Source organism: Pseudomonas sp. XK-1 (genome assembly GCF_038069885.1).
Lineage (GTDB): Bacteria > Pseudomonadota > Gammaproteobacteria > Pseudomonadales > Pseudomonadaceae > Aquipseudomonas.
In genome coordinates, this window is the sequence record NZ_JBBPES010000001.1 from 437,303 (window position 1) to 456,261 (window position 18,959).

At 64.3% G+C, this 18,959-nt stretch carries 13 protein-coding genes; 10 read left to right on the plus strand and 3 right to left on the minus strand.

What is annotated here, in order from left to right; all coding sequences use genetic code 11:
* Positions 1–15: 15 nt before the first annotated feature.
* Positions 16–2,649: a sensor domain-containing protein gene (locus tag WMW70_RS01930; protein WP_341435831.1), complete on the minus strand. Its 2,634-nt coding sequence runs from the start codon at positions 2,647–2,649 to the stop codon at positions 16–18.
* Between the two features lie 76 nt (positions 2,650–2,725).
* On the opposite strand from WMW70_RS01930, the gene WMW70_RS01935 reads away from it, so the two are divergent.
* A complete protein-coding gene (locus WMW70_RS01935; protein WP_341435832.1) occupies positions 2,726–3,256 on the plus strand; it encodes a hypothetical protein in 531 nt (176 codons plus the stop codon).
* Between the two features lie 114 nt (positions 3,257–3,370).
* Here WMW70_RS01935 and aceF read toward each other — a convergent pair whose 3' ends face one another.
* Positions 3,371–5,041, minus strand: coding sequence for a dihydrolipoyllysine-residue acetyltransferase (aceF, locus tag WMW70_RS01940; RefSeq protein ID WP_341435833.1), 1,671 nt, complete (start codon positions 5,039–5,041; stop codon positions 3,371–3,373).
* Positions 5,042–5,052: 11 nt separating this feature from the next.
* The gene (gene aceE / locus WMW70_RS01945) at positions 5,053–7,698 is read right to left on the minus strand and encodes a pyruvate dehydrogenase (acetyl-transferring), homodimeric type (RefSeq protein ID WP_341435834.1); all 2,646 of its coding nucleotides are present in this window, start codon (positions 7,696–7,698) and stop codon (positions 5,053–5,055) included.
* Between the two features lie 268 nt (positions 7,699–7,966).
* Here aceE and glnE point away from each other — a divergent pair, with 268 nt between their 5' ends.
* The 9 genes from glnE to WMW70_RS01990 all read left to right on the plus strand — a co-directional run bounded on the left by glnE (position 7,967) and on the right by WMW70_RS01990 (position 18,949).
* Positions 7,967–10,912: a bifunctional [glutamate--ammonia ligase]-adenylyl-L-tyrosine phosphorylase/[glutamate--ammonia-ligase] adenylyltransferase gene (gene glnE, locus WMW70_RS01950; protein ID WP_341435835.1), complete on the plus strand. Its 2,946-nt coding sequence runs from the start codon at positions 7,967–7,969 to the stop codon at positions 10,910–10,912.
* 69 nt (positions 10,913–10,981) lie between these two features.
* The gene (gene ilvE / locus WMW70_RS01955; protein ID WP_341435836.1) at positions 10,982–11,905 is read left to right on the plus strand and encodes a branched-chain-amino-acid transaminase; all 924 of its coding nucleotides are present in this window, start codon (positions 10,982–10,984) and stop codon (positions 11,903–11,905) included.
* Positions 11,906–12,016: 111 nt separating this feature from the next.
* On the plus strand, positions 12,017–13,060 hold the full coding sequence (waaF, locus tag WMW70_RS01960; protein WP_341435837.1) for a lipopolysaccharide heptosyltransferase II: 1,044 nt from the start codon (positions 12,017–12,019) through the stop codon (positions 13,058–13,060).
* Positions 13,060–14,061, plus strand: coding sequence for a lipopolysaccharide heptosyltransferase I (gene waaC / locus WMW70_RS01965; RefSeq protein ID WP_341435838.1), 1,002 nt, complete (start codon positions 13,060–13,062; stop codon positions 14,059–14,061). Before waaF ends, waaC begins: the two co-directional genes overlap by 1 nt.
* Positions 14,061–15,182, plus strand: coding sequence for a glycosyltransferase family 4 protein (locus WMW70_RS01970; RefSeq protein ID WP_341435839.1), 1,122 nt, complete (start codon positions 14,061–14,063; stop codon positions 15,180–15,182). The genes waaC and WMW70_RS01970 overlap by 1 nt, the downstream gene beginning before the upstream one ends.
* Positions 15,179–16,009 (plus strand): lipopolysaccharide core heptose(I) kinase RfaP, encoded by an 831-nt coding sequence (gene rfaP, locus WMW70_RS01975; protein ID WP_341435840.1) that lies wholly within the window; start codon positions 15,179–15,181, stop codon positions 16,007–16,009. Before WMW70_RS01970 ends, rfaP begins: the two co-directional genes overlap by 4 nt.
* Positions 16,006–16,743: a lipopolysaccharide kinase InaA family protein gene (locus WMW70_RS01980; RefSeq protein ID WP_341435841.1), complete on the plus strand. Its 738-nt coding sequence runs from the start codon at positions 16,006–16,008 to the stop codon at positions 16,741–16,743. Before rfaP ends, WMW70_RS01980 begins: the two co-directional genes overlap by 4 nt.
* Entirely contained in the window at positions 16,740–17,483 is a 744-nt protein-coding gene (locus WMW70_RS01985; protein ID WP_341435842.1) for a lipopolysaccharide kinase InaA family protein, read from the plus strand. Before WMW70_RS01980 ends, WMW70_RS01985 begins: the two co-directional genes overlap by 4 nt.
* Entirely contained in the window at positions 17,483–18,949 is a 1,467-nt protein-coding gene (locus WMW70_RS01990; RefSeq protein WP_341435843.1) for a lipopolysaccharide kinase InaA family protein, read from the plus strand. The genes WMW70_RS01985 and WMW70_RS01990 overlap by 1 nt, the downstream gene beginning before the upstream one ends.
* Positions 18,950–18,959: the final 10 nt, after the last annotated feature.

Here is an 18,959-nt window from a genome sequence, read left to right on the forward strand (position 1 = left end):
GCGGTGTTACAGATTTTAGCGCTGGACCTGATAGCGTTTCAGCCGCTCCAGTAGCTCGCGCCCGGCAATTGGCCGGTCGAACAGGTAGCCCTGGCCGATGTCGCAGCGCTGGCGGCGCAAAAAGCTTAGTTGGGCTGTGGTCTCGACGCCTTCGGCCACCACCTTGAGCTTGAGGTTGTGGGCCATGGCGATCACCGCCGAGGTGATTTCCATATCGTCCTGGTTATCCGGGATGTCCTTGATAAAGCTGCGGTCGATCTTGATCACGTCGATGGGGAATTTCTTCAGGTAGCTGAGCGACGAATAGCCGGTACCGAAGTCGTCCATGGCCAGGGTCAGGCCCAGGCTTTTCAGGCGACTGAGCTGGTGGCGGGTGTCGTCGGTAGCTTCCAGCAGCAGGCTCTCGGTCAGCTCCAGCTCGAGCAGCTTGGGGTCGAGCTGTTCCTCATGCAGGATGGCGGCGATTTCGCCCACCAGATCGGGGTCGGAGAACTGCTTGGGCGACAGGTTGATGGCCATCTGCAGGTTGCCCAGGCCCATCGCGCCAAGCTGCTTGCTCATGCGGCAGGCCTGGCGCACCACCCATTTGCCGATGGGGATGATCATGCCGGTTTCTTCCGCCACGCCGATAAATTTGTCCGGGCCGATCATGCCTTTTTCCGGGTGGTTCCAGCGCAGCAAAGCCTCCATGCCCAGCAGCTGACCGCTCTTGAGGCACAGCTTGGGCTGGTAGAAGACTTCCAGCTCGTTCTGCATCAGCGCGCGGCGCAGATTGTTCTCGACGAACAGCTTGTAGTGGGCTTCGGCATTCAGTTCTTCGGTAAACAGCTGCACCTGGTTCTTGCCGTTGGCCTTGGCCTTGTGCAGTGCCAGGCCGCAGTGCTTGGTCAGGGTCTGCGGGTCGTCGCCGTGCTCGGGGGCGCAGGCCAGGCCGATGGAGCCGGTGACGCTGATCAGCTGATTGTCGACGAACAGGGGTTTGTCCAGGGTGTTGAGCAGGCGCTGGGCAATCAGCCGGCTGTCGGCATTGCCGGCTTCGAGCAGCACGGCGAACTCGTTGCTGGCAAAGCGCGCCAGCACGCTGCCCGTTGCCAGGCTGTTGCGCAGGCGACGGGCCAGGCTGACCAAGAGCTTGTCGCCGGTCTGGTGGCCGAGGCTGTCGTTGATCCGTTTGAAGTTGTCGATGTCCACCAGCAGCAGGCTGACCGCTTTGCTCGGGTTCTCGGCAAAGTGGCGCTCCAGCTCACGGATAAAGGCGTAGCGGTTGCCCAGGCCCGTGAGGTTGTCGCGGAAGGCCAGGCGCTCGATATGCTGCTGCGCCTGCTTGCTCTCGGTGATGTCTTCGTAGATGCCGATGTAATGGGTCAGCTGGCCGTCATCGGCATACACCTTGGACAACGACAGATGGCCCCAGTAAGGGTCGAGGTTCTTGCGGCGGCTCTTGAACTCGCCCTGCCAGCTGTTGTGTTCGGCCAGGCCGGAGCGGGCATCGAACAGCAGCTCGCCGAGGTTTTCCAGGGCGGGCATCTCCGACAGCCGGCGGCCCTGCACTTCGGCGCTGCTGTACAGGGTGATGGCGGTAAAGCTGGGGTTGACGTATTCCACCAGGCCATCGCGGTCGAGCAGGATAAAGGCGCTGGAGCTCTGCTCGACGGCGCGCTGGAACAGGTGCAGGGTGCTGGTGGCTGTACGTCGTTGCTGGTCGCTCAGGGCCTGGGCGTACTGGTCGGCTAGCTCGCCGATAAAGGCGATTTCGTCGGGCTGCCAGCTACGCCTGGAGCCGGTGTGTTCCAGGCACAGCACGGCGACCAGTTCGCCGTCGACGCGGATGCTGGCGTCGAGCATGGCGGTGATCGTCAGCGGCTGCAGATAATCTTGGTCCAGCTCGCGGGTGCGGGGGTCGTGTGCGGCGTCGTGGGCATCCAGCACGCGACCGCTGTGCAGGGCACTCAGGTAGTTGGGGTAGGCGCTGGCATCGATGCTCGGTTGTTCCACATAGCCACCCGGATCGCGCTGGTACAGGGCCATGGGCTGCAATAGCTGACCGTCGAGGTGCCAGATGCCGGCGCGGGCCACGCCATAGGCCTCGCAGGCGCTCTTGCTGATCAGCTCGGCGGCCTCGCGCAGCGGCTCGTCGCCGTAGTGGTGGCGGGCCAGGCGCACGATCAGGTTCTGTTTGGCCTGGGCGCGGCGTTGCTGCTGCTCGCTCTGGGCGTGCGCCTCGCTGGCTGGGGGCGCGAGTGCCTTCTCCTGGCCCGGGTTGAGGACCAGCAGGTAGCCACGCAGCAGATGCCGCCCATGCTGCTTGAAGGCTTCACCCTGTTCCAGCAGGGTCAGGGTGCCATTGGGGCTGTGCAGCTTGTACTGCACGCTGTAGTGGTTCTGGCTGGCGAGTTGTTGGGCGATGGTGTCGTGCAGCTGATGGCGGGCCGCAGGCTCCATCAGACTGGCATAGGGCGAGTCGAGCAGGGTGCAGAGTTGCTGGGCGGGCAGGCCCAGTTGCTGCTCGCAGGCGGGGTCGAGATACAGCAGTGTCCAGCTGGCTTCATTCAAGCGCTCGAAACGCAGCATGCCGAGGCGCGATGGCACTGGCAACTGCGTCACAACCTCGGCCGCTAAACGACTTGCGGCATCTGGATGGCTTTTCATTCAGTGGCGGGCTTCCAGTATGCTGAGCGGGGCGAGGGTTAGGCCCCTCACTTACAGCGTCGGCTAAGGGTGCATCATGCAATTGCGACTGACAAGAAAACTAATCTGTGCCGTATTGCTTGGCGGCTGTGTGGCGGTCTCGCCGGTATTTGCTGGCGAGCCCGGTGGCGGTTTGAGCAGCGCCGAGCAGAGTAACTACCTGGCCGAATTGAAGCGTCTGTATCTGACCCAGGATGAACGTCAGGCGCTGCTCGCCCATAGCAATGACCTGCTGAAAACCTATGCCCTGCGCGCCGCCTATCAGGTCGGCCAGGCGCAGCGCCAGGACCGTCTGTACCAGCTGAGCGTAGTGGGCCCCGGCGAGTTGCTGCTGCGCGAGGAAGTGCGCAGCGAGAGCGGCACCGACGTCGCGGTGCGCAACCAGCGCATTGTCCTGTTCGGTGTCGATCCCTTTGTGCGCTACGACTGCCCGGCCAGCGGCATCCGCTGCGTGCTGCACAACCCCCAGGACGGCAGCCCGCTGCTGAGTATCGTGCGCGATCACAAGGGCGCGGCCGAACTGGCCAAGGCCCTGAGCTTTCTGATTCGCAATCTGCAGAAGGGCTAGGTTGTGCTGCGTCAGGCCAGTGCATGCGATATCTAACGGGTACAGAACCTAAAAAAAACCCCGCCGAAAGGCGGGGTCGAGGATAACGAGCGTGGCTGCTCGAAAATTGATGCGTTACAGCAGCATGGTGCGGATGTCCGCCAGCACGTCGCTCAGGCGCTTGGTAAAGCGCGCGGCGGCGGCACCGTTGATCACCCGGTGGTCATAGGACAGCGACAGCGGCAGCATCAGCTTGGGCTGGAACGCCTTGCCGTCCCAGACCGGCTGGATGGTCGCCTTGCTCACACCGAGAATCGCCACTTCCGGCGCGTTGACGATCGGCGTGAAGCCGGTGCCGCCAATATGGCCGAGGCTGGAGATGGTGAAGCAGGCACCCTGCATATCGTCGGCTGACAGCTTCTTGGTGCGCGCTTTCTCCGCCAGTGCAGCGGCCTCGGCGGCCAGCTGCAGCAGGCTCTTCTGATCAACGTTCTTGATCACCGGTACCAGCAGGCCATCCGGGGTGTCCACGGCGAAGCCGATGTGCACGTATTTCTTGCGGATGATCGCCTTGCCACTTGGTGCCAGCGAGCTGTTGAAGTCCGGCAATTCCTTGAGCAGGAAGGCGCAGGCCTTGAGCAGCAGCGGCAGCACGGTGAGCTTGACCCCGGCTTTTTCCGCCACGCTTTTCTGGGCCACGCGGAAGGCTTCCAGCTCGGTGATATCGGCCGAATCGAACTGGGTCACGTGGGGCACGTTGAGCCAGCTGCGGTGCAGGTTGTTGGCCCCGACCTGCATCAGGCGGGTCATCGCCACTTCTTCGATTTCACCGAACTTGCTGAAGTCCACCACCGGGATCGGCGGAATACCGGCACCGCCGGTTGCGCCGGCTTCCGGTGCGGCCTTGGCCTTCTGCATCATCGCTTTGACGTAAAGCTGCACGTCTTCCTTGAGTACGCGGCCTTTCGGGCCGGTGCCGGGCACGGCATCCAGCTCGACGCCAAACTCGCGGGCCAGCAGACGTACCGCCGGGCCGGCGTGCACCTTGCTACCGCTGGTGCGCGCCGGGGCGTTGGCAACCTTGGCCGCGGCGGCGGCCAGGGAGGCGATGGCGCTGACTTCGGCGGCGACCGCCGGGTGAGCGCCGGCCGGAACCTTGTGCATATCGCTGGCGGCTGCGGGTGCGGGCGCTGCTGCAACCGGTGCGGCTGCGGCCGGCGCTGCCGCGCCTGCGACTTTCAGCTTGAGGATAAAGTCGCCCGTGCCGACTTCGTCTTCCAGCTTGACGCTGATGCTTTCCACCACGCCGGCAGCCGGCGAGGGGATTTCCATGCTGGCCTTGTCAGACTCCAGGGTGATCAGCGACTGGTCGACTTCGACGCTGTCGCCGACCTTGACCAGCACTTCGATAACCTTGGCCTTGCCGTCCGAGCCGATATCCGGCACATGCACGTCCTGCACGCTGCTGCTGGCCGGTGCGGCTGGCGCAGGTGCGGCGGCTGGTGCGGGAGCTGCGGCTGCTTGGGGCGCTTCGGCCACTGCCGCCGCGGGGGCTGCTGGTGCTTGGGCAGCGCCTTCGACTTCCAGCTCCAGCAGTTCGTCGCCTTCTTTCAGGCGGTCGCCCAGCTTCACTTTCAGGCTCTTCACCACACCGGCTTTCGGCGCGGGGATTTCCATACTGGCCTTGTCCGACTCCAGGGTCAGCACGCTCTGATCGGCCTCGATGCGATCACCGACCTTGACCATCAGTTCGATTACTTCACCCTCACCACCACCGATGTCGGGTACGCGAATCAATTCACTCATCGTTTCGCTCCTTAGCAGTCCAGTGGGTTGAGTTTTTCCGGGTTGATGCCGAACTTGGCGATGGCCTCGGCCACCACTTTGGGTTCGATATCACCGCGGTCGGCGAGAGCTTCCAGGGCAGCCAGAACCACCCAGTTGCGGTCCACTTCGAAGAAGTGGCGCAGCTTCTTGCGGCTGTCGCTGCGGCCGAAGCCGTCGGTGCCCAGGACCTTGAATTCCTTGCTCGGTACCCACTGACGAATCTGTTCGGCGAACAGCTTCATATAGTCGGTGCTGGCAATCACCGGGCCCTGACGGCCGCTCAGGCATTCTTCCACATAGGTCTGCTTGGGCTTCTGTTCCGGGTGCAGGCGGTTGTTGCGCTCCACGGCCAGGCCGTCGCGGCGCAGCTCGTTGAAGCTGGTGACGCTCCACACGTCGGCCCCGATGTTGTACTCCTCGCGCAGAATCTTCGCCGCCTCGCGCACTTCGCGCAGGATGGTGCCGCTGCCGAGGAGCTGCACGTGGTGCGCGGCTTCCTTCTTGTCTTCTTCGAGCAGGTACATGCCCTTGATGATGCCTTCCTCGACACCGGCCGGCATGGCCGGCTGCTGGTAGGACTCGTTCATCACGGTGATGTAGTAGAAGACGTCCTGTTGCTGCTCGGTCATCTTCTTCATGCCGTCCTGGATGATCACCGCCAGCTCGTAGCCGTAGGTCGGATCATAGGTGCGGCAGTTGGGGATGGTCGCGGCCAGCATGTGGCTGTGGCCGTCCTCGTGCTGCAGGCCTTCGCCGTTGAGCGTGGTGCGACCGGCGGTGCCGCCGATCAGGAAGCCCCGGGTGCGGCTGTCGCCAGCGGCCCAGGCCAGGTCACCGATACGCTGGAAGCCGAACATCGAATAGAAGATGTAGAACGGCAGCATCGGCTGGTTGTGGCTGGAGTACGAAGTACCGGCAGCGATGAAGGAGCTCATGGCACCGGCTTCGTTGATGCCTTCTTCGAGGATCTGGCCCTTCTTGTCCTCGCGGTAGAACATCACCTGGTCTTTATCCACCGGCTCGTACAGCTGGCCGACCGAGGAGTAGATGCCGAGCTGGCGGAACATGCCTTCCATGCCGAAGGTGCGGGCTTCGTCCGGGATGATCGGGACGATACGCGAGCCGATGTCCTTGTCCTTGACCAGCTGCGCGAGGATGCGCACGAAGGCCATGGTGGTGGAGATTTCACGGTCGCCCGAGCCGTCGAGGATGGCCTTGAGGGTCTCCAACGGTGGGGTCGGGATGCTGAAGCTCTTGGCCCGACGCTGCGGCACGAAACCGCCGAGGGCGGCGCGGCGCTCGCTCAGGTAACGCGCTTCGGCGCTGCCGGGTTCCGGCTTGAGGAACGGCAGGTTTTCCAGCTCCTCGTCCTTGACCGGGATGTCGAAGCGGTCGCGGAACAGCTTGAGGCTGTCGACATCGACCTTCTTGGTGTTGTGCGCGGTGTTTTTCGCTTCGCCGGCACCGGTGCCATAACCCTTGACGGTCTTGGCCAGGATCACGGTCGGCTGCTCTTTGTGGTTGACCGCCTGGTGGTAGGCCGCATAGACCTTGTAGGGGTCGTGACCGCCACGGTTGAGTTTCCAGATCTCGTCGTCGGACAGATCGGCAACCATCGCCTTGAGTTCCGGCGAGTTGAAGAAGTGCTCACGGACGAACGCGCCGTCCTTGGCCTTGTAGTTCTGGTATTCGCCGTCGATGACTTCGTCCATGCGGCGCTGCAGGATGCCGTCGACGTCCTTGGCCAGCAGCGGGTCCCAGAAGCGGCCCCACACGACTTTGTTGACGTTCCAGCCACCGCCACGGAACACGCCTTCCAGTTCCTGGATGATCTTGCCGTTGCCGCGTACCGGGCCGTCGAGGCGCTGCAGGTTGCAGTTGATGACGAAGATCAGGTTGTCCAGCTTCTCGCGGCCAGCCAGGGAGATCGCGCCGAGGGATTCCGGCTCGTCGCACTCGCCGTCGCCCATGAAGCACCAGACCTTCTGCTTGCCGGCCGGGATAAAGCCGCGCGCTTCCAGGTACTTCATAAAGCGTGCCTGGTAGATCGCCTGGATCGGGCCCAGACCCATGGAGACGGTCGGGAACTGCCAGAAGTCCGGCATCAGCCAGGGGTGCGGATAGGACGACAGGCCTTGGCCATCGACTTCCTGGCGGAAGTTGTTCATCTGCTCTTCGCTGATGCGCCCTTCCATAAAGGCGCGGGCGTAAACGCCGGGGGATGCGTGGCCCTGGAAGAAGATCAGGTCGCCGCCGTGCTCCTCGGTGGGAGCCTGGAAGAAGTAGTTGAAACCGATGTCGTACAGCGTCGCCGAGGAGGCAAAGCTGGAAATATGGCCGCCCAGGTCTGAATCTTTCAGGTTGGTGCGCATTACCATGGCCAGCGCATTCCAGCGCACCAGCGAGCGAATGCGGCGTTCCATAAACAGGTCGCCAGGCATGCGTGCTTCGTGGGTGAGCGGGATGGTGTTGCGGTATGGCGTGGTGATGGCATATGGCAGCTGCGACCCACTGCGGGTGGCCAGCTCGCCCATACGGGTCATCAGATAGTGCGCGCGGTCTTCACCCTCGTGTTCGAGGACGGACTCAAGGGCGTCCAGCCATTCCTGGGTTTCGACGGGATCGAGGTCTTGCATGGCTTGCTCCAGGGCGGAAAGGCTTCCAGAATCGGAGGCCAGGTTTCGTGGCCGACTTCGTGAGTGGCCGCGTGAATTCTTGGATTGACCGGGGGTAGGACCGGCTGCGTGTAGTTTTACTACATTACGACGCCGATTTCAGCCTTTTGGATACAATCTTTGGTAGTAAAACTACAATTATTTTTGCTGACAGTAACCCGCCCCGCTCTAACGCGAGGTGTTCGCCGAATTGCGAGACTCACTGTCAGCTCGCCAAAAAGGATAGACCATGAGCCTGCCCGTGCTGGCCTCTTTACCTGCCGCACTCGAACCCCTGGCGCTGCGTGCCGAGCAATCGCTGCAGCAGGCCGTCGACGCCTTGTCGGGCGAGGCTCAGGGACAGTTTGCCGCCTGGCCGGCCGAGCGTCGGGCGCTGTTGCGGCGGGTCGGGGCGGCCAGCGATTTCGTGGTGCAGCAAGGTCTGCGCGATCCGCAGATGCTGCTCGAACTGGCCGCCAGTGGCGAGCTGGAACGGCCGCTGCAGGCCGGCGAAATGCGCGCGCAGCTGGCAGAGCGGCTGGCCGAGTGTAGCGATGAGGATGAGCTTGGGCGGCGCTTGCGGCGCTTTCGCAATCGTCAGCAGCTGCGCATTATCTGGCGCGATCTCAGCCGTCAGGCCGATCTGATCGAGACCTGTCGCGACCTCTCGGAAATGGCCGATATCTGCATCGACCTGGCCTATCACTGGCTTTATCCCAAGCATTGCGCGCAGTTCGGCACGCCCATCGGCAGGCGCAGCGGCCAGCCGCAACATATGGTGATTCTCGGCATGGGCAAGCTGGGGGCTCATGAGCTCAATCTGTCCTCGGATATCGACCTGATCTTCGGCTACCCCGAGGGTGGCGAGACCGAAGGGGTCAAACGCTCGCTGGACAATCAGGAGTTCTTTATTCGTCTCGGCCAGCGTCTGATCAAGGCGCTGGACGTGATCACCGTCGACGGTTTCGTCTTCCGCACCGATATGCGCCTGCGCCCCTATGGCTCGTCCGGTTCGCTGGTGTTCAGCTTCAACGCCCTGGAGCAGTACTACCAGGATCAGGGTCGCGACTGGGAACGCTACGCCATGATCAAGGCGCGGGTGGTCGGCGGCGATCAGCTCGCCGGTGCGCAGTTGCTGGAGATGCTGCGGCCCTTCGTCTACCGGCGCTACCTGGATTTTTCCGCGATCGAGGCGCTGCGCGGGATGAAGCAGCTGATCCAGCAGGAGGTGCGGCGCAAGGGCATGAGCGAGAACATCAAGCTGGGTGCCGGCGGCATTCGCGAGGTGGAGTTTATCGCCCAGGCCTTCCAGCTGATCCATGGCGGCCGCGACCTCAGCCTGCAGCAGCGCTCGCTGTTCGCCGTGCTCGACACCCTGCGCGATCAGGGCTACCTGCCGGCCGCGGTGACCGACGAGTTGCGCGATGGCTATGCCTTTCTGCGTTACGCCGAACATGCCCTGCAGGCCATCGACGACCGGCAGACGCAGATGCTTCCGGACAACGATCAGGACCGTGCGCGAGTGGCCTTGATCATGGGCTTCGACAGCTGGCAGGCGTTCCACGAACGACTGATGCACTGGCGCGCCCGAGTCGACTGGCACTTCCGTCAGGTGATCGCCGATCCCGACGAAGACGCCGAAATCGCCGAGGATGAGTGCGTGGGCGGCGAATGGCTGCCGCTGTGGGACGATGTGCAGGACGAGGCTGCCGCCTGCCGCCAGCTCGCCGAAGCCGGTTTCGTCGATGCCCAGGCGGCCTGGCAGCGCCTGGCGGGGCTGCGCAATGGCAATCAGGTGCGCGCCATGCAGCGCCTTGGTCGCGAGCGCCTGGACGCCTTCGTCCCGCGCCTGCTGGCCCAGGCGGTGGAGCACGCTAACCCGGACCTGGTGCTGGAGCGGGTGCTGCCGCTGGTGGAGGCGGTGGCGCGGCGTTCGGCCTACCTGGTGCTGCTCACGGAAAACCCGGGGGCCCTGCAGCGCCTGCTGACCCTGTGCGCCGCCAGCCCGTGGATCGCCGAGCAGATCACCCGCTTTCCTTTATTGCTCGACGAGCTGCTCAACGAAGGCCGGCTGTTCAAGCCACCGCTGGCCCCTGAGCTGGCTGCCGAGCTGCGCGAGCGACTGATGCGTATCCCCGAGGAGGATCTGGAGCAGCAGATGGAGGCGCTGCGCCATTTCAAGCTGGCCCACCGCCTGCGTGTGGCCGCTTCGGAAATTGCCGGCAGCCTGCCGTTGATGAAGGTCAGTGACTACCTGACCTGGCTGGCCGAGGCGATTCTCGAACAGGTGCTAGCCCTGGCCTGGCGGCATACGGTAAGCCGCTACGGTGCGCCGCGCCGCGTCGATGGCAGTGTCTGCGACCCGGATTTCGTCATAGTCGGTTACGGCAAGGTTGGCGGCATCGAGCTGGGTCACGGCTCGGATCTGGATCTGGTATTTATCCACGACGGCGATCCGCAGGCGGAAACCGATGGTGAAAAATCCATCGACGGTGCGCAGTTCTTCAACCGTCTGGGCCAGCGCATCATCCATCTGCTGACCGCCCAGACCAACTCCGGCCAGCTCTACGAAGTGGATATGCGTCTGCGTCCCTCGGGTGCGGCGGGGCTGCTGGTCAGCTCCCTCGGCGCATTCCAGCGTTACCAGGAAAACGAGGCCTGGACCTGGGAGCATCAGGCCCTGGTGCGTGCCCGGGTGCTGGTCGGCTGCCCGCGGGTGGGCAAGGCCTTCGAAGCGGTGCGGGCTCAGGTGCTGGGACGCAAGCGCGATCTGGACAAGCTGCGCGGCGAGGTCAGCGAGATGCGCGCCAAGATGCGCGACAACCTCGGCAGCAGGGCCACCGCCGCCGGCACCGCGGCGAATGCCTTCGAGGTCAGCGCGCCGTTCGATCTGAAGCAGGATGCCGGTGGTATCGTCGATATTGAATTTATGGTGCAATACGCGGCCCTGGCCTGGTCGCGTCAGTACCCGGAACTGCTGGAATTCACCGATAACATCCGCATTCTGGAAGGGCTGGAGCGAGTCGGCATGCTGCCGGGCGAAGATGCCCGGTTGCTCCAGGATATTTACAAGGCCTACCGCTCGGCGGCCCATCGCCAGGCGCTGCAGAAGCAGCCCGGGGTGGTGAATGGCGATCAGTTTGCGCAGGAACGACGCAGCGTGATGCGTATCTGGCGGGAACTGGGCTTGAACTGAATTGATCCTGTCGGGCGTGCTAGGTGCCCGGCATAGGCTGTACCAATCGAACTTGAGGAGCAGGCAACTATGTCGATGGCCGATCGTGATGGCGTGATCTGGTATGACGGCGAGCTGGTGCCGTGGCGCAACGCGACCACCCACGTACTGACCCACACCCTGCACTACGGCATGGGCGTATTCGAAGGCGTGCGCGCCTACAACACCCCGCAGGGCACGGCGATCTTCCGCCTGGAGGCGCACACCGACCGCCTGTTCGATTCGGCCCATATCATGGGCATGAAGATTCCCTTCTCCAAAGACGAAATCAACGAAGCCACCCGCGCCGCCGTGCGTGAGAACAACCTGGAAAGCGCCTATATCCGCCCCATGGTGTTCTACGGATCCGAGGCCATGGGCCTGCGCGCCAGCGGCCTGAAAACCCAGGTGATTGTCGCGGCCTGGAACTGGGGTGCCTATATGGGCGACGAAGCCCTGCAGGTTGGCATCAAGGTGCGTACCAGCTCCTTTACCCGTCACCACGTCAATATCTCGATGACCCGGGCCAAGGCCAACGGCAACTACATCAACTCGATGCTGGCCCTGCAGGAAGCCATCTCCGGCGGTGCCGACGAGGCCATGCTGCTGGACCCGGAAGGTTACGTAGCCGAAGGTTCTGGCGAGAATATCTTCCTGGTCAAGAACGGCGTGATCTACACCCCGGAAGTGACCTCCTGCCTCAACGGCATCACCCGCAACACCATTCTGACCCTGGCCGCCGAACACGGCCTGGAAGTGGTCGAGAAGCGCATCACCCGCGATGAGGTGTATATCGCCGACGAGGCCTTCTTTACCGGCACCGCCGCCGAAGTTACGCCGATTCGTGAAGTCGATGGTCGGCAGATCGGCGCAGGCCGTCGCGGCCCTATCACCGAGAAACTGCAAACCGCCTATTTCGACCTGGTAACAGGTAAGACCGATGCCCACGCCGAGTGGCGCACCCTGGTTAAATAAGCCCCTCGCGTTCGCCGGATGGGCTCTGTCCGGCGTTGCAGGCTAGGCTGATAGTCGAGCGTTAAGTCTGTCCGGGAGGCGCAAGCCTCCTTGGTCGTTTCTGGAAACCTCATGAAAATACTGATCGTAGGCCCCAGCTGGGTGGGCGATATGGTGATGGCGCAGACGCTGTTTCAGTGTCTCAAGCAGCGTCATCCCGAGTGCGAGATCGATGTGTTGGCCCCGGACTGGAGCCGGCCGATTCTCGAGCGTATGCCCGAAGTGCGTCAGGCCCTGAGTTTTCCCCTCGGCCATGGTGTGCTGCAGCTGGCCACCCGGCGCAGGATCGGCAAATCCCTGGGCGGCCAGTACGACCAGGCGATTCTGCTGCCCAACTCGCTCAAATCCGCGCTGGTGCCGTTTTTCGCCGGTATCCCCCAGCGCACCGGCTGGAAGGGCGAGATGCGCTACGGCCTGCTCAACGATGTGCGCACGCTGGATAAACAGCGCTTGCCCTTGATGATCGAGCGCTTTATGGCCCTGGCCTTTGAGCCGGGTGCCGAGCTGCCGCAGCCCTATCCGCGGCCGCGTCTGCGTATAGAAGAAGCCAGCCGCGCCGCGGCCCTGGCCAAGTTCGGCCTGAGCCTGGATCGACCGGTGCTGGCGCTCTGTCCGGGGGCCGAGTTCGGTGAGGCCAAACGCTGGCCCAGCGAGCATTACGCCAAGGTCGCCGAGCTGAAGATCCGCGCCGGCTGGCAGGTGTGGATTTTCGGTTCGAAAAACGACCATGGCGTCGGCGAGGACATCCGCTCGAGGCTGATTCCCGGCCTGCGTGAAGAGTCCAGCAACCTGGCCGGCGCAACCAGCATGGCCGAGGCCATCGACCTGCTGTCCTGCGCCGCTGCCGTGGTCTCCAACGATTCCGGTCTGATGCATGTGGCGGCGGCGCTGAATCGGCCGCTGGTGGCGGTCTATGGTTCCACCTCGCCGGGCTTTACCCCGCCGCTGGCCGAGCAGGTGGAGATCGTGCGCCTGGGTATCGAATGCAGCCCCTGTTTTGACCGCACCTGCCGCTTCGGCCACTACGACTGTCTGCGCCAGCTCAAGCCGCGCCCGGTGATCGAGGCGCTGGATCGCCTGGTGGCCGATCCGATCGAGCCGGTTGAGGTCGATTGATGCGGGTACTGCTGATCAAGACTTCTTCGCTGGGCGATGTGATCCACACCCTGCCGGCCCTCACCGATGCCGCCCGGGCGATTCCCGGTATCCAGTTCGACTGGGTGGTGGAGGAGGGCTTCGCCGAGATTCCCGCCTGGCATCCGGCCGTGGCGCAGGTGATCCCGGTGGCCATCCGCCGCTGGCGCAAGCACCTGTGGCAGACCTTCAAGAATGGCGAGTGGAAGCGCTTTAAGCAGCGCCTGGGCGAAACCCGCTACGACCTGGTGATCGACGCCCAGGGCCTGCTGAAAAGCGCCTGGCTGACTCGTTACGTCAAGGCACCGATTGCCGGCCTGGATCGCGATTCCGCGCGTGAGCCCCTGGCCAGCCGTTTCTATGCTCGGCGCTACGCCGTGGCCAAGGACCAGCATGCCCTGGAGCGTACTCGCCAGCTATTCGCACAGGCGCTGGGCTATGCGCTGCCAGCCGGTGTCGGCGACTACGGCCTGAACCGCGCGCAGCTGGCCGATCCCGCGCCGCAGCCTTACCTGCTGTTTCTCCACGGCACCACCTGGCCCAGCAAGCATTGGCCGGAAGTCGAATGGCGGGCGCTGGCCGAGCAGATGAGCGCCCAGGGCTGGGCGGTGCGCCTGCCCTGGGGCAATGAAACCGAGAGGGCGCGGGCCGAGCGTATCGCTGCCGGCATTGAAAACGCTGCGGTGCTGCCCAAGTTGAATCTTGCCGGCGTGGCCAAGGTGGTTGCCGGGGCCCGCGCCTGCGTGGCGGTGGATACCGGCCTTGGCCACCTGGCCGCGGCCCTGGATGTGCCGAGTATCTCCCTGTACGGTCCGACCCGGCCGGGTCGCGTCGGTGCCTATGGCCGCTCGCAGGTTCACCTTTGCGCCAGCGGGCCGAATGCCGGCTCGGGTGATCGACACAAACCCTGTTTCGACGGCCTCGATGCCGAGCGCGTCGCCACGCAATTGCAGGCCCTGCTGCTGGCCGAGGACGCTGTCTGATGCAACTGGCTTTTATCCTCTACAAGTACTTCCCCTTCGGCGGGCTGCAGCGCGACTTTATGCGTATCGCTCTGGAGTGCCAGGCGCGCGGCCATGCCATTCGCGTCTACACGCCGATCTGGGAGGGCGAGGTGCCCGCTGGTTTCGAGGTGGTGGTGGTGCCGGTCAAGGCGCTGTTCAATCACAAGCGCAACGAAAAACTCACCGCCTGGATCGAGGCCGACCTGGCCAAGCGCCCGGTGGATCGGGTGGTGGGTTTCAACAAGATGCCGGGGCTGGATGTCTACTACGCCGCCGACGGCTGTTTCGAGGACAAGGCGCAGACCCTGCGCAACCCCCTCTATCGCCAGTGGGGACGTTACAAGCATTTCGCCGATTACGAGCGGGCGGTGTTCGCCCCCGAGTCGAAGACCGAAATCCTGATGATTTCCGAGGTGCAGCAACCGCTGTTTATCAAGCATTACCACACCCCGCTGCAGCGCTTTCACCTGCTGCCGCCGGGTATCGCCCTGGATCGTCGCGCGCCGGCCAACGCCGCACAGATTCGCGCCGAATTCCGCGCCGAGTTCAAGCTGGGCGATAACGAACTGCTGCTGGTGCAGATCGGCTCCGGATTCAAGACCAAGGGCCTGGACCGCAGCCTCAAGGCCCTGGCCGCCCTGCCGCAGGAGCTCAGGCAGCGCACCCGGCTGATCGCCATCGGCCAGGACGATCCACGTGCATTCAAACTGCAGGCCAAGGCCCTCGGTATTGCCGATAAGGTCGATATCCTCAAGGGCCGCAGCGATATTCCGCGCTTTCTGCTGGGGGCCGATCTGCTGATTCACCCGGCCTACAACGAAAACACCGGCACCGTGCTGCTCGAAGCCCTGGTTGCCGGACTGCCGGTGCTGGTCAGCGATGTCTGCGGCTATGCCCATTACATCGCCGATGCGGATGCCGGGCGGGTGCTGGCAAGCCCCTTCGAGCAGGCGCGACTCAATCATCTGCTCGCCGATATGCTCGCCGACGATCAGCGCCGGGCGTTCTGGTCGCGCAACGGGCTGGCCTACGCCGACAGCGCCGATCTGTATTCCATGCCGCAGCACGCGGCCGACATCATCCTGGCGACACGTCCATGAAGCTGGTACTGGCTGAACCCTTTAATAGCCTGTGGGCCGGCAAGGATCCCTTTGTCGCGGTCGAGGCCCTGCAGGGCCAGGTCTACCGCGAACTGGAAGGTCGCCGCACCCTGCGCACGGAAGTCGCCGGGCGCGGTTACTTCGTCAAGATCCACCGTGGCATCGGCTGGGGCGAGATCGCCAAGAACCTGCTCAGCGCCAAACTGCCGGTGCTCGGCGCGCGCCAGGAGTGGCAGGCCATCGAGCGCCTGACCGCGGCCGGGGTGGCGACCATGACTGCGGTGGCCTACGGCGAGCGCGGGCGCAACCCGGCGGCGCAGCATTCCTTTATCGTCACCGAGGAGCTGGCCCCGACCACCGACCTCGAGCAGCTGAGCCAGAACTGGGCGAACGAGCCCCCTGAGCCACGCCTGAAGTGGGCGCTGATCGCTGAGGTGGCGAGCATGCTCGGCCGCATGCACCGCGCCGGGGTCAATCATCGCGATTGCTATATCTGCCATTTTCTCCTGCACACCGATAAGCCGGTGAGCGCGGAAGATCTGCGCCTGTCGGTGATCGACCTGCACCGCGCCCAGGTGCGCCGCGCCACGCCACTGCGCTGGCGCAACAAGGACCTGGCCGCGCTGTATTTCTCGGCGCTGAATATCGGCCTGACCCGGCGCGACCGGCTGCGTTTTCTGCATGGCTATTTCGCCGCGCTCAAGGGCCGGCAGCCGTTGCGTCAGATCCTGAGTGAAGAGGCGCAGCTGCTGGCCTGGCTGGAGCGCAAGGCGCAGCGCCTGCTAGAGCGCTACGCCCGCAAATATGCGCCGGGTGCCGGGCAATGAGTGAGTGGCGGGTTACCGATATCTGTCCCCCTGAACTGGTCGATGAGCTGGCGGATCTGCAGCGGGTGTTTGCCCTCGAGGGGCAGCGCCTGACCCGCGACCCGCTGTCGGAGGTGGTGCGTATTGAGCGCAATGGCGTGTGCTATTACGTCAAGCGCTACTGGGGTGCGGGCAAGGGGCTGCGCCGCTATATCGGCCGGCCACGGGTCAAGGCTGAGTGGCAGAACCTCAAGCATTTTGCCAAGTGGGGGATTCCCACCGCACCCATCGTCGCCTACGGCCTGGAGCGCAAGGGCGGGGCCTTTGTGCGTGGTGCGCTGATCACCCGCGAGCTGCCGCGTACCGAAGACATGGCCCTGCTGGCGCGGCGCAAGGACGAGCGTCTGGCCGACCGCAGCTGGGTCGCGCGGGTCAGTGTGCAGTTGGCCCACGCCACCCGCACCCTGCATGACCACCACTTCACCCACAACGATTTGAAGTGGCGCAATCTGCTGGTCAACGACCAGGCCGAGCTTTTTCTGATCGATTGCCCGACCGGGGCATTCTGGTGGGGGCCATTGCTGCGTTACCGCATGGTCAAGGACCTGGCCTGTCTGGACAAGGTGGCCAAGTACCACCTGAGCCGTACCCAGCGCCTGCGTTTCTACCTGCAGTACCGTGGTCGCGAGCGCCTGAGTGCGGCGGATAAGCGCCGGGTGCGCGGCATCGTCAAATTCTTCGAGGGGCGGGAATGAGTGATTTTGTCGCGGCCGCGGATCGGGCCGTTCTCGAAAGCCAGGGGCTGGCCAGCTTCGAGGCGCTATGGGCCTTGCAGCTGGAGGCGGTCGACGAACCCAATACCGAACGCGGCGGCTGGAGCAGTGTGTATCGTCTGGAGCTGGGCGGGGCGGCCTTCTACCTCAAGCGCCAGAGCAACCACCTGACCCGCAGCCTGCTGCACCCTTGGGGCGAGCCGACCTTTGCCCGCGAATTTCGTAATATCCAGGTCTATCGTCGGCTGGGCATTCCCGCCCTGCAGGCGGCCTTTTTCGCCGAGCGCCGCGTGCCCGGCGAGCGCCGCGCCATTCTGCTGACCCGCGCCCTGGACGGCTGGCGCGACCTCGAATACTGGCTGCAGGGCTGGAGTGCTACCCCCGCAGCGACTCGTCAGGCCATCCTGCGCGCCTGCGGCGAGCTGGCGCGGCAGCTGCACGGTGCCGGGCAGATGCACGGCTGTTTCTACCCCAAGCATATTTTCCTCAAGGCCGACGGCGCGGGTTTTGCCGCCCAGCTGATCGACCTGGAAAAAACCCGCCCTCTGCTGTTCGGGCGGCGCGACCGGATCAAGGATCTGGAGCCGTTGCTGCGCCGGGCCAGCATCTGGAGTGAGGCCGACGTGCGTGAGCTGCTGCTGGCCTACCTGGGCGCTACGGGTGATCTGGAAGGCTGGTGGCAGCAGCTGGGCGCGCGCCGGCGGCACAAGGAGACGCGCTGATGGAGCTTGTCCAACTGGCCCAGGCCGGCCGCGCGCCGACGCTGCCGCTGCGCCTCGAACTGGTGGGCGAGGTGCTGGAGTTGCAGCGCCTGCTGCGGGTGCTGCCGGGACAGCGCTACGTTGCCCTGGCGCAGTGGCGCGGTCGTCCGGTGCTGGCCAAGCTGCTGGTCGGCGACAAGGCCGAGCGGCATTTCCAGCGTGAATTGCAGGGTGCGCACCTGCTCGCCGAGCAAGGCCTGCCGACCCCGGCGCTGCTGGCGCAGGGCTGGCAGGCGGGGCAGGGCGGCTGGTTGCTGTTCGACTATCTTGACGGTGCGCAAAGTCTGTGGGATGCCTGGCAGGCGGTGGCCAAACGGCCACTTCTGGATGCGGCGCAGGAGGCAGTGCTCGGCGAGGCCCTGAGCGCGATTGCACAGATGCACGCCAGGGGCCTGTGGCAGGCCGACCTGCATCTGGACAACCTGCTGCGCCATGCCGGCGGGGTGTCGATTATCGATGGCGGCGCGGTGTGCGTCGAAGTCGCCGGCAAGCCGCTGTCACGGGCGCGGGTGCTGGAAAACCTCGGCATGTTCTTCGCCCAGCTGCCTGCCGAGGTACAGCCCTTTATCGAAGAGCTGCTGGTGCACTACCTGCTGGCCAATGGCGAGCACGCATTGCCGCTGGAAGCGCTGCTGGCCGAGGTGGCCAAGGTGCGGCGCTGGCGTCTGCGCGACTATATGCGCAAGATCGCCCGCGATTGCAGCCTGTTCAGCGCAAGGATCGGTGCATTCGGCTTGCGCGTGATACGCCGCGACTGTCTCGATGAACTCGCGCCGCTGCTGAACCAGCCCGATGCGCTGCTGGCCCAGGGGCGGGCCCTGAAGCTGGGCGGCTCTGCCACGGTGGCCCAGGTTCGCCAGGGCGAGCGTGAGCTGGTGGTCAAGCGCTACAACGTGAAAAACCTCGGCCACTGGCTGAAACGCTTCTGGCGGCCCAGTCGTGCCTGGCACAGCTGGGTCGAGGGCAACCGCCTGCAATTGCTGGGGATCGCCACCCCGCAGCCGCTGGCCGTGCTGGAGCGGCGCTGGTGCTGGCTGCGCGGGCGCGCCTACCTGATTACCGAATACTGCGGCGGGCAGGATATAATCGCGCGTTTTCAGCCCTATCTGGATAAAGATGGGGACGGATCGCCCCCCGAAGCCGACCTGTTGGCGCTGGATCGCCTGTTCGCCGCCTTGCTGCGCGAACGCATCAGCCACGGTGATTTCAAGGGGAGCAACCTGCTTTGGATTAACGCGCAGGACGAAGGCCGTTGGTCGTTGATCGACCTCGACGCCATGCAGCAGCACCGCAGCGCACGAAGTTTCGCCCGGGCCTATGCCCGCGACCGTGCTCGTTTTTTGCGCAACTGGCCGGCTGATTCACAGCTGTTCAAGCTGCTTGACCAACGTATACCGCTGACGCCCGCCGTCGGCTCAGCAGACTAAAAGAGGCAAA